The organism is Flavobacterium notoginsengisoli (assembly GCF_042686225.1).
Lineage (GTDB): Bacteria > Bacteroidota > Bacteroidia > Flavobacteriales > Flavobacteriaceae > Flavobacterium > Flavobacterium notoginsengisoli.
In genome coordinates this window covers 54,982-66,626 of sequence record NZ_JBHUOT010000019.1, presented here as the reverse complement: position 1 = coordinate 66,626, position 11,645 = coordinate 54,982, and the positions used below count along the sequence as shown (strand labels likewise).

The 11,645-nt window shown below is 33.8% G+C and carries 8 protein-coding genes; all 8 read right to left on the bottom strand.

From position 1 onward, the window contains the following. Positions 1–129: 129 nt before the first annotated feature. The 8 genes from dusB to ACFS3A_RS26280 all read right to left on the bottom strand — a co-directional run bounded on the left by dusB (position 130) and on the right by ACFS3A_RS26280 (position 11,640). The gene (gene dusB / locus ACFS3A_RS26315; protein WP_379828651.1) at positions 130–1,122 is read right to left on the bottom strand and encodes a tRNA dihydrouridine synthase DusB; all 993 of its coding nucleotides are present in this window, start codon (positions 1,120–1,122) and stop codon (positions 130–132) included. 148 nt (positions 1,123–1,270) lie between these two features. After that, positions 1,271–2,560 carry a phenylacetate--CoA ligase family protein gene (locus ACFS3A_RS26310; protein ID WP_379828649.1) on the bottom strand — a complete coding sequence of 430 codons (1,290 nt, stop codon included), beginning with the start codon at positions 2,558–2,560 and terminating at the stop codon, positions 1,271–1,273. Continuing rightward, positions 2,557–4,221, bottom strand: a complete 1,665-nt coding sequence (locus ACFS3A_RS26305; RefSeq protein WP_379828647.1) for a C45 family autoproteolytic acyltransferase/hydolase — start codon at positions 4,219–4,221, stop codon at positions 2,557–2,559. Before ACFS3A_RS26305 ends, ACFS3A_RS26310 begins: the two co-directional genes overlap by 4 nt. A gap of 7 nt (positions 4,222–4,228) precedes the next feature. Beyond that, positions 4,229–5,746 (bottom strand): phytoene desaturase family protein, encoded by a 1,518-nt coding sequence (locus ACFS3A_RS26300; protein WP_379828645.1) that lies wholly within the window; start codon positions 5,744–5,746, stop codon positions 4,229–4,231. Next, a complete protein-coding gene (locus ACFS3A_RS26295; RefSeq protein WP_379828643.1) occupies positions 5,746–9,420 on the bottom strand; it encodes a 1-acyl-sn-glycerol-3-phosphate acyltransferase in 3,675 nt (1,224 codons plus the stop codon). The genes ACFS3A_RS26300 and ACFS3A_RS26295 overlap by 1 nt, the downstream gene beginning before the upstream one ends. A gap of 168 nt (positions 9,421–9,588) precedes the next feature. Then, entirely contained in the window at positions 9,589–10,764 is a 1,176-nt protein-coding gene (locus tag ACFS3A_RS26290; RefSeq protein ID WP_379828641.1) for a DUF2062 domain-containing protein, read from the bottom strand. A gap of 16 nt (positions 10,765–10,780) precedes the next feature. Beyond that, on the bottom strand, positions 10,781–11,266 hold the full coding sequence (locus ACFS3A_RS26285) for a hypothetical protein (protein ID WP_379828639.1): 486 nt from the start codon (positions 11,264–11,266) through the stop codon (positions 10,781–10,783). Positions 11,267–11,268: 2 nt separating this feature from the next. Continuing rightward, positions 11,269–11,640 (bottom strand): 3-hydroxyacyl-ACP dehydratase, encoded by a 372-nt coding sequence (locus ACFS3A_RS26280; protein ID WP_379828637.1) that lies wholly within the window; start codon positions 11,638–11,640, stop codon positions 11,269–11,271. Positions 11,641–11,645 lie beyond the last annotated feature (5 nt).

Below are 11,645 nucleotides of genomic sequence, written 5' to 3'. Positions count from 1 at the left end.
CAAAAAAGGCCGCATTTAAGCTTGAAAATGAAAACACCTAATTTTGTATATCAAAAAACCAGCAAAGAGAACTTTACTGGTTTTAATTAATATTGTGAAACCTGTCAACCTATTTCAGGACGACTCATTTTAAACAAACTCATATCCCGCATAAACCTCTTCAATCTCTTTCATGATTGCAAATAAATCTTCAGGTCCATCCGTAGTAACAAGTTTTTGTTTGAATTCTTTAAATGAATGAATTCCTTTAAAATAATTGGTGTAATGACGACGCATTTCTACAATTCCCAAACGTTCGCCTTTCCATTCCATAGACCATTTTAAGTGGTTTCTAGCAGCTTCAACGCGGTCTATAACGGTTGGAGCAGGTAAGTGTTCGCCTGTTTTGAAGAAATGTTTAATTTCATTGAAAATCCACGGATAACCAATCGCAGCACGGCCAATCATGATACCGTCAATTCCGTATTCGTTTTTATAATGTAATGCTTTTTCCGGACTATCGATATCTCCGTTTCCAAAAATAGGCATTGTAATTCTTGGGTTATTTTTTACACGTGCAATGTGTGACCAATCAGAATGACCTTTGTACATTTGAGCGCGGGTTCTAGCGTGAATGGTTAAAGCCTGAACACCAATATCCTGAAGCCTTTCTGCAACTTCATCAATATTAATCGAGTTTTCATCCCAGCCTAAACGCGTTTTTACAGTAACAGGCAAATCAGTTCCTTTGATAACCGCTTTCGTTAAACGAACCATCAAATCAACATCTTTCAAAACTCCTGCACCAGCACCACGGCAAACTACTTTTTTTACAGGACATCCAAAGTTAATGTCTACTAAATCTGGTTTTACTGTGGAAACAATTTTAGACGACATTTCCATTGCTTCTTCATCACCACCAAAAATCTGAATTCCAACAGGACGTTCGTAATCAAAAATATCCAGCTTCATGCGGCTTTTTATAGCGTCACGAATTAATCCTTCCGACGAAATAAATTCAGAATACATCATGTCGGCTCCATGCGCTTTGCATAATCTGCGAAACGGCGGATCACTAACGTCTTCCATCGGTGCGAGTAGTAAAGGAAATTCAGGTAATTCTATGTTGCCAATCTTGACCATCTTCGTAATTTTTTGCAAAATTACAACTTTTTAATCGAATTGGCACAATTCGAGTGACAAAGGCTCAAAGTAACAAAGGGACAAAGGTTTTTTATAGTGCTGATTAACAGCCTTTGGCACTATGGATCTTTGTTACTTTGTCTCTACACTAAGTTCTATAGTCAAAAAATCGAATTGGTTTTCGGCTCATTGGATTAAAAACCAGAGGATTTAAAACTTCTTTTGAGGCAAATTCTATTTTTGGAGTTACTCTTAATTTGGCTCTAAAATGATCTTTAATTTCTTGTAAAAATTCTGGAGTTTGGTTTTTTACAGCAATTTTAATTACGATTTCATCAGTGCCTAAATCGTTTGTAGAGATTTCGATTAAATGATTTTCGATAGTATCAAAACTGCTCAAAACATCGTTCATCGCTGGCGGATAAAGCGTTGTTCCTTTATATTTGATCATTTGTTTTTTACGCCCGACAACTGGACCAACACGCAAAGTATTTCTGCCGCAGGCACAAGGTTCGTTGTGAAGCTGTACAATATCTCCCGTTTTAAAACGTAATAATGGCATTGCTTCAATTCCTAAAGTAGTGAATGTCAACTCGCCGGTTTCTCCATTTTTTACAGGCTGATTATTTTCGTCTAAAACTTCAACAATAATTAATTCTGGATGATGATGTCCGCCTTTTCCGTGTTCGCATTCTGTGAATGCGGTACTCATTTCGGTTGAAGCATAAGTTGAAAACAACTTAATATTCCATTTATCAGTGATTTTTTTCGATAGAATATTCATTGAGAAATCCTGTTCTCTCAAAGATTCTCCAATGCAGATGGCGCCTTTTATGCTCGAATTATTATAATCGATTCCGTGAATTTCGGCGTATTCAATTAATTTTAAAAGGAAAGAAGGAACCGTAATTAAATAAGACGGATTGTATTTTAAAATCGAATCCCACTGCATTTCCGGAATTCCGGCACCAACGCGAATAACGCCGACTTTCAATTTTCTAAGACCGAGAAAATAAGCTAAACCTGCCATAAATTTTCGGTCAATTGTAGTCATTAGTTGCACGACATCTCCTTCTGCAATTCCGGCACAAGCGAATGAAATTGCTTCATTATAAGCCAATCGATCCAAGTCAGAATCCGTTAAACCAAAAGTTACAGGATCGCCTAAAGTTCCTGATGTTGAGGCATAATCTATGATTTGGTTTTGCGGGACACACACAAAATCATCATTATATTGTTGTAAATCTTCTTTGGTTGTAACAGGTAAATGCTGTAAATCTTCCAGTGTTTTCACTTTAGAAATATCAATATTTTGTCCAGCAAAAAGTCTTTTGTAAAAAGGAGAATTTTGACTGATGTATTCTAGAAGTTCAACTAATTTTTTTTCTTGAAAAATTTTAATCTCTTCTAAAGAACCTTTTTCTATTGCTGGAATCATTGTAATTTTCTTTTGACTTTTTTTAAATATTTTTCAATCTTTTCTTTATCAGGAACTGTAGTAATTTCAAGGTTTAAAGCTTTTTCAAAATTAAGCTTTGCCTGTAGAAATTCCTTTTTTTGGTAAAAGTACAATCCTGCCTTATAATATACAACCCAATAATCAGGGTTTAACGATTGATAATTTGGAATGAATTCTGATGAAATCGTTTCTTTCTTATCCAAAATGGAATCTATTTTATGATCTTCCACTTTAAATTTTTTAAAATTCTGAAAAGCAGTACTTTCCAAAAAAGGATCTTTAGCAATATTTAAATTTTCAGATTGAAAAGAAGCAATATTACTTTTGCTTTCGCCAAAAATTAAATTCAAATCATAACAAACAAATTCGCCCAATTGAAATGGATTTGCCGAAACCCAGACTAATTTTTCTTTTGGTTTAAAGATAATTCCGTGATGCGCCAGTAATTGATTTAATGCTTTTTCATTTCCAAAACCTAAAGAAATGTTTTTTAAACCTTCTTTATTTCGAAGAATTTCCGAGGCAATTTCAGGATTTACTTTTGGGTTTTCAGACAAAAGTTCCTGCATTCTTTCAAAGCGATATTCAGAATGACTGTTGGCAATTTGTTCCAGATTTCGTTTATCAGTCGCAAAAGATTCTCCTTGAAAATGATTCGAACAAATTAATTGATCGCTGTTTGGAACATCGTAAACGTCCATTTTGTTGGGAGAAACTTCGATTAAAATGGCTTTATTATCATTGGCACTTCCAACCATAATAGATTCAGAAACAAATACTTTTCTCTTTTTTGCAATGGCAATGGCTTCGTCTAAATTTTTGGCATGCTGTAAAATCTCGCGGGTTAAAATCGAAATTGGCGTTTTCGCGCTAAGCGGAATTTTAGATTTCGAAGCATTTATGGTAACGGTCAATCCTTCGTAATTTATTCCGGAAACCGCTCCAATCATTCCCGGCCAGGTTACCATCATAAACGGATATCCTTCTTTTGGTTTTATAAAGGCTGCGATTTTATTTTCCGCGAAAGCGTCATTCACATAAAAATCAAAATTACGGGCCAGAATTAAATTTCCATCTTCCGATTTTTCATTCCAGGCAGCAAAAGAAGAGCAGCCTACCAAAGCCAAATCTTGCAAAGCATGTCCAATATCATGTGCGCCATGCAGATACAAACCACGCTGATATTTAGGCGCGATGTTGTTAAATTCGTCTGAACTATATTCTGAAACCCCATAAATTTCGGTTTGATATTCATCGGGAACATTCAAATATAATTTACGATTGTACCATTGTAAAAAGCCTCTCAGCAATTTCTGCTGAAATTTGGACGGAATAAAATCGGTTACTTTGGAGAAAAAAATACGCTGTTGTTTTTGTAAAAGCGAATCGGTTAAAGCGCCGGTTGTGAGACCAATTTCGAGCGGATCGCCTTCAACATACAATTCCCAAAGGCCTTGTTTGTTTTTTAAAAGTGAATTTTTTCCAGAGATAAAAACAGTATCAGAAACTTTAGTAACAACTGGTTTTGAATTATTAAAAGCAGTAAGATCAGGTTTATGATGTTTTGATTTTGATGTACCGCAGGAAATCAGCAACGTGAGAAAACCGATAAAGAAGAAATAAATAACTCGGCTTTTCATGATTCAATTATTCAGATGCTTTTTTAATTTTTTCCAGCAGATATTCTTTTCCTACAATTTCTGAGCAGGTTATAACCGCTCCAACTGTAACACCCAAGACACCGTGCATGTTAATACTTTGGCCTGTAAGATACAGATTTTCCAGTTTGGTTTTTGTGGGAATTAAAGTTTTCATCGGATTATTGGAATCTTTAACATATCCGTACATATTGCCACCGTCTCCGCCAATATAATCGCGGTAGGAAAGAGGAGTAGAAGTATGAACCGATTTGATACAATCTCTAATTCCGGGAAATTTCTTTTCGATTTCTACTAAAAGTTTTTCGGCTTTTTCGGCTTTGAATTCTTCGTAGCTTTTACCTCGATAATTTTCTTCAAAAGTCGTATTAAAAGTATTTTCCCAAGCTTTTATATCATCATATTTCATGTACGTTAAAAAGGTCATTCCGTCTGCCCATTCTTCGTCTTTCTTTGACGGATTCATGGAAGCCATAAAAGTTTTCGGCCATGAATTTTCGTCATAATCAAAGGCAGTCCAAACATCATCAATACTTTTAAAATGATAATAATTATGATTAATGTATTTAAAAGTTTTGGGTTTAAAAACGATATACAAACTAAAAGCAGCAAGTACATTTTCCAAATTTTGAATTCTATTGAAAAATGGTTTTCGGAAATTTTCCTGACCCGCCATTTTCAAAGTGGTTTTCGGTTCGATGTTCGAAATAAAATACGTTCCTGAAACTTCAGTTCCGTCTTTCATTTGTACCGAATTTACCTTTTGGTTTTCGACTACAATTTTGGTAACTTCTTTATGTTTAAAGAATTCACCTCCGTATTTTTTGAGTTGTTTTAAAAGCTGTTTTGTGATCTGACTTCCGCCGTTTACGCATCGCCAAGAACTTTCAATATAGGAATTGACCACAAGTGCATGTACATAAAAAGGCGATTTATCCGGAATTCCGGCATATAGAAAATTGGAACCTGCTAAAACCGCTTTCAGCTTTTCATTTTTTGTAAAAGAATCAATCGTTTCTTTCGCGTTAAGCGTTAGAATTTCATCATCATATTTTCCCTCAGATTCTAAATTATAAAGTGGAAAAGATTTACAGATCGCTTTTATTTTTTGACAATAGTTAACGAGATTTTCTTTTTCTTCAGGAAAGTAATTTGTTAATTGTTGAATGAAATTTTCGAAACCCTGCGCATGCGGATATTCTGTTTTATCATCCTCAAAAGAAATAATATCAAAACCATTTTCATCTAATTTTTTCAGATTCAAATGATCCATTATTCCAATATATTTGAAATATTGATTGAGATTTTGTCCTTCGTCTAAACCTCCGATGTAATGAATTCCCGTATCAAAAATAGTTTTGTCTCTTACGAACGTTTGCAGATTTCCTCCGTATTGATTGTTTTTTTCGAGTACACAAATGCTGTAGCCTTCTTTCGCCAGAATTACAGCAGAAACCAATCCGCCTAAACCGCTGCCAATTATTACTACATCATACTCTTTTTTCATTACTTTTTCTTTAAAACAACAAGTTCGTTTTCTTCAGAAACAATTTCAAAATTCTCAAACTGATCTTTTAAGCCAGGACAATTCGCTAAAATGATTAAAGAAGCAACTGGAATTACTTTTTCAATTTCATGTTTATAACTTTCGTCAGAAATCAAAAGAAGATCATATTGACTTTCAAGTGCCAATTCCAATTGATCCAAATAAACTATTTTTCTTTTAGATACAATGTAATTGGTTTTGGCTACCAATAATTTTTCTTCATCATTTATAAAAGAAACTATTTTTCGCTGTGGTTCCTGTAAAGCAAGCAAAACGTCAAGCTGTCCGTAATCATTTCCTAAATGCAGGATTTTTGCTTTTGGCTGAATTTGTTTATTTAAGTTATAATAAACTTCAAGATTCTGTTTTAAATCTTTTTTGACGCTGTTGCTTATTTCAATTTCTTTATAATCGTAACTATTGATAAGCATGGTTTTGAAATAATCCGGACCTTCAAGTTGTTCACGAATTTTACGATGTTCTGCTTTAAAGAAAGAACTTATTTGTTTGGTTCTTTCGGCGTAATTATTTCCAAAAGAGAGATTTTCGGGCTTAATTCTTTCTAAAATGGTAACGGTTAATTTTCCGTGATGAATGACAAAATCGCCTTTTGGTATTAATTCCGAAGCACCGTGAATGACAACAGGAATAATATCAAGATTGAACTCTTCGGCAAGGAAAAATGCTCCTTTATGAAATCTTTTCACCACATTGTTTTCAGATCGTGTTCCTTCCGGAAAAACCATTAAAGAATATCCTTGTTCTACTTTTTTACGCAAATGTTCAACACCGCCTTCCAAGCCTTCTGATACTGGATAAAATCCTGCTTTTCTCACCACACCGCCAAAAATTGGAGAATTGTAAACCCAGTCGCTTACCAGAAAAATAATTTTTGGGCTTAGCATTCCGATTGCCAAAATATCCAGAAACGAAGAATGATTAGCAATAATTACAGCAGGTTTTTCGAATGTTTCATTGAAATGATTAACGACTCTTTTGCGAATAAAAGGATTCGAATACAAGACCGATTTCATGAATTTTGAAATGACATATCGGAAAGCTTTCATTTTTGCTTTTTTGCTGAAAGGCAAAATCGGCATAATGGTAAAACTAAAAATCGACATTATGATACCGCCTAAACCATAATAAGCAAAAGAAATTACACCATGAACAAATGTTCTTAACTGAAACGGAGGATTCCCTTTTTTAGGACGATTTGACAAAAACAGTTTAAATAAAATCGGATAGAAAATAAAAGTGATAATTAGTGCCGCAAAAACCCCAATTAAAGAAACCGATGAAATTGAAGTAAGGGCAGGATGTTTCGCAAATATCATCGCGCCGATTCCTAAAATTGTTGTGATAACCGCCAAAATAATTGACGTTCTGTAAACTGCAATTTCATTAACTCCGGTAGAATATTCTTTTTGCAATGCGCTGGTCATGAAAATACTGAAATCGACTCCGTGACCAAAAATTAAAGTGCAGACAATCATGCTGAAAATATTCATTTGAATGCCAAAAATGCCCATAATTCCAACTGTTACAATTCCAGTCAAGGCAATTGGAATACAGCTGATGATAACCAGTTCGATTCTTCGGAAAAAGAAAAACAGGATCAGGATTACGGCAACAAAAGAATAATTGACAAGCGAATTAAAATCGGTTTTTAAAGTGCTGAAAAACGTTTCGTTCATCTGCTGACGATCGATCGCAATTACATTTTCTTTTGTTGAAGCCGATTTTACAAAAGCATCACGCTGTTCCGGTGCTACTTTTACCAAAGTCGAAACAGTATAAAAGCCATTTTTCTCGGTAATGAATTCCTGTAATTGAAGTGCTTTAATTTTTAAAAATTCAGCTGCAGAAACAGGTTTGAAATCAAAATCCAAATGATCAAAAAAGAGTTCATACGTTGTTGGCTTAAAGCCAACTTTTGAGCCTTCAGCAACTAATTCTGATTTTATGAATTGTTTTTTCTGCGGAGTCCAAAATGAATTCCACTTCTTGATTTTTTCGACTTGTGCTGCCTGAGAAAGCACAATGCCGCCAACCGAACTAAAATTCAGAATTTTGTTTTGCTGCTTTTCTTTTGATAAATCTCCAAAAAGTTTAGTGTTATGCTGTAAAGCTTCTTCGATAGTTTTCCCGTATGAAGCAACATAAATCGTTTTGGAAGTTAAACTGGTGCTTTCTTCCAATTGTTTTTCGGCAGCCTTAATTTCTTTCGGGACAAAATTCAGCTGAGATAAATCGTTATTAAAACCAACATCATTATAAGTAAAACAACAGATAATGGTAATAATTACGCAAAGCCCAATTAGTATTTTATTATTGTGAAACGAAAAGTGAGCCATTTTATCGATCACATTCTTTTTGTGTTCTGCCGGATTTTCGTGTGGTTTGTATAAATGAGGAACAATTAAAAGAGAGAAAATTCCAGTTGCCATTACAATTACGGCAGCAAAAATTCCAAGATCATTCAACGCATCCGATTTTACAAAAAGCAGACATAAAAAAGCAACCGCAGTGGTAGAACTGCTCATAATTACGGGCATTGTAATATCTTTGTATAAAGTCTTTACATCGCTGTTATGTTTGTAATGCGTGAGAATGTGAATGGAATAATCGATTGTAATTCCTAATAAAATTGATCCAATTCCTAATGAAATTGCGGAGATTTGTTCTCTCACAAAATATAAAAACGCAACCGCAAATAAACCTCCAAAAACGGTCGGCAGAAAAATAATTAGCGGAATTAAAATTTTTCGGTAAAATAAAATCAGAATCAGCATTAAAGTAAACATTGCAATTGAGGTTGTCAAAATAATGTCGCTCTTAATTTGATTGGCATTGGCAACTGCAATTAAAGCAGAACCAAAATAACTGATGGAAGTTTTTCCTTTAAATTGAGTATTTAAATTTTCCTGAATTGATTTTAGTTTTTCAGCAAAAAGGGTATTCTTTTCAGTTTCGCTTGATGGAATATTGGATGTAATAAAAAGCAGTAATTTCTTTTTGTCTTTGGTCATTACAAAACCATTTTCGAGCGTAAAATCGTCGCCAATATTTAATTGTTGTAATTTTTTTAAAGCAATAAAAGAAATCCCAAACGGATCTTGTAGAATAAAATCTTTGGTTACAAATCCCGAAGGCGAAATGATCGATTTGTAGTTTCCCTGAATGGTTGCTGCAATGCTGTCTTTCTGCAGTTTTTGTTCGATAGTTTTATAATCTGTATCATCCAGAAAAAGAGAGAGATTGTTGTAAACAAAATCAATAGTTTCCTGAATATTTTCTTCGTCAATTTTTCCCTGAATTCCTGTTATGTAAGGTTTACAGGATTTAGAAACGCTGTCTGAAAAAGCGGTTGCCATTTCTTTTAAATCTTCGGCAGTACCATTTTTGTCGAGTTTAAAAATTACGGTGGTTTTATCGGCAAAGTTTAATTGTTTGAGCACTTTTGCCGTGACATCGGTTTTGTCGTTTGTGGGGATAAGTTTAGTAATGTCTTCCTCAAACTTTAATCTTGAAGCAAAAAATCCAAAAACAAGAAGCATCAGAACAGCCAATAGAACCGATAGAGATTTTCTTCGGTTTACAAATAAATGAATGGCGTAAAAGTATTGATGCATGTTTTAGGTTTTAAATTTTTTTGCCACAGATTAAAGTGATTCGCACAGATTTTTTTTCCCAAGAATTTCACGAATTTTCACGAATTAATTCGTGAAAATTCGTGAAATTCTTGGTTGATGACATTGAATGAAAATCATTTTAATCCTTTAATCTGTGGCAAACTTAACTTAAATATTCGTTTTATTCTTAGAACTAAAAGCGGTTAAAAGTAAATAACTTATAAGACCAACTGATAGTGCTGAAACGGTTGCTAAAATAAGACTTCCTACGATATATTGTGTAGCATTTTTTTGAATATCATCTAATGTTATAGAACTGTCCAAAACCAAAGGTGCATCTGTTGAAACAAAATAACTTCCCATTTTTAAAGAGCCATAAATGATAAACGGAATAAAAGGAGCAAAACTCACATTAGAAGTCAAATAAGCAATTACTTTATTCAATCGAAAAATGGCTGCAAAAGTAAAAAGAAGTATAGTTTGAAATCCCCAAAAAGGAGAAAGTCCGATAAAAATTCCGAGAGCAATTGCTGCCGATTTTTTAAAATTAGAATCAGAACTTTCTAAAATATCTTCGAGAAAGAATTTTTTAAATCCTTTTTTTTTTGCTCTTCTAAAGAAATCCCGAGGCTTTATGTATAATAAAGCATTGGTTACCAAAACGGTATTTAAAATACTGATTCTGGTAAAATCCTGAAACGGACGAAAATGCGAAACTCTTTCGGCAGGATCATACAAAACCTGAATTGGAATATTTTTTACAACAATTCCTTTCCACGCCGCGCGTACGATAACTTCAATTTCAAACTCAAATTTATTGGTATAAAAACGCTTTGGCAATAATCTTAAAGGATACAATCTAAATCCGGACTGTGTGTCGTCCAGCTTAATTCCAGTTTCAAACTTGAACCAAAAATTAGAAAACTTGTTTCCGAAACTACTTTTCTTTGGAACATTTTCCTGAGTCATATTGCGGCTTCCAATCAAAAGCGAATTAGGCTCATTTTGAATTTCTTCTAAAAAAACAGGAATATCCGAAGCAAAATGTTGTCCGTCAGAATCGATTGTGATGGCGTACTCGAAATTCAATTCAAGCGCTTTTCTAAAACCGTTTCTGAGCGCACGGCCTTTTCCCAAATTTTTAGGATGATGAATTTGCGTCAGTTGCGAATATCCTTTTAGGATTTCGCTTGTCGAATCGGTAGAACCGTCGTTGACAATAATAATATTTGAGGTGAAATCTAAAATAGAATCCAGTACTTTTTTCAGTGTTTTTGGGTTGTTGTAAGTGGGTACAATAACACAAAAGTTAGTCGAACTAAGTAATTCCTGCTGTGATTTCATGAGGGATTTTTTGAGCTTACTTCACGAATTGTTTCTCCTTGGCAGAAAAACTTTTAGACTGCATAACGAAATCTTTTAAATACTCTTTTAAAGAAGCATTTTGTTCTGCATAATGTGCTGTAATAAATTTTTTATCCTCTTTAATGTTTTTCTTATAACCCGTTATTCCAGGAACATTTTCCTGAATACTAAGACGAATCATTCTGATTTCGATGTTGTTTGGCTCGCTGTCAATAATTGATTCCAAAAGTTTTGCACCTTCTTTAAAACGATCAATTTTATCGCCTAATTTTTTCTCAAATTTAGAATCCAGTAAAATGGAAGCCGCTTTATAAGCCACTAAAATTTTATCATCGCTATTGGAAACACCCGAAAGTTTTTCTACAAAATTTTTAGCATTAGTTTCTGATTTTGTAACATCCGTATACATTTTACGAATAGAGGCTAAATCTGGCGTACCCGCAAAATTTACCCATAAAAGTAATGTCAGTAATAGTTTCATAATTATATTTTTTTGTACACATTACTCAGTTTAAGAGCAGTAGTGTCGTTAAAGTAAGTCGTGTTTTTCACTTTTACCAAACCGTCTTCAGTGGTTGTAACATCAAGCTCTAAACGTAATTCCGGAGTTACCTCAGGATTAATCAAAGCCATGAATTTTACATTTGCCAAAGACTGAATCATCAACGAACTATTAGTAATCGATTCTGTAAGTTCCTTGATAATCTGAATCATGCAAACACCAGGCATAATAGGATTTCCTGGGAAATGCCCTTTAAAAACCTCATGTTTCTCATTGACTAAAATTGTAATATTATATTTTGAATCGGAGATTTTTTCTTCCGATAGAACTTTGTAAAAATCTTTTAAAATCATATTTT

What these genes read in the sequence shown, in the direction of transcription:
- ACFS3A_RS26295 (WP_379828643.1), bottom strand. Translation starts at nt 9,420, where the DNA reads ATGCATCAATACTTTTACGCCATTCATTTATTTGTAAACCGAAGAAAA.
- ACFS3A_RS26305 (WP_379828647.1), bottom strand. Translation starts at nt 4,221, where the DNA reads ATGAAAAGCCGAGTTATTTATTTCTTCTTTATCGGTTTTCTCACGTTG.
- dusB (WP_379828651.1), bottom strand. Translation starts at nt 1,122, where the DNA reads ATGGTCAAGATTGGCAACATAGAATTACCTGAATTTCCTTTACTACTC.
- ACFS3A_RS26300 (WP_379828645.1), bottom strand. Translation starts at nt 5,746, where the DNA reads ATGAAAAAAGAGTATGATGTAGTAATAATTGGCAGCGGTTTAGGCGGA.
- ACFS3A_RS26310 (WP_379828649.1), bottom strand. Translation starts at nt 2,560, where the DNA reads ATGATTCCAGCAATAGAAAAAGGTTCTTTAGAAGAGATTAAAATTTTT.
- ACFS3A_RS26285 (WP_379828639.1), bottom strand. Translation starts at nt 11,266, where the DNA reads ATGAAACTATTACTGACATTACTTTTATGGGTAAATTTTGCGGGTACG.
- ACFS3A_RS26290 (WP_379828641.1), bottom strand. Translation starts at nt 10,764, where the DNA reads ATGAAATCACAGCAGGAATTACTTAGTTCGACTAACTTTTGTGTTATT.
- ACFS3A_RS26280 (WP_379828637.1), bottom strand. Translation starts at nt 11,640, where the DNA reads ATGATTTTAAAAGATTTTTACAAAGTTCTATCGGAAGAAAAAATCTCC.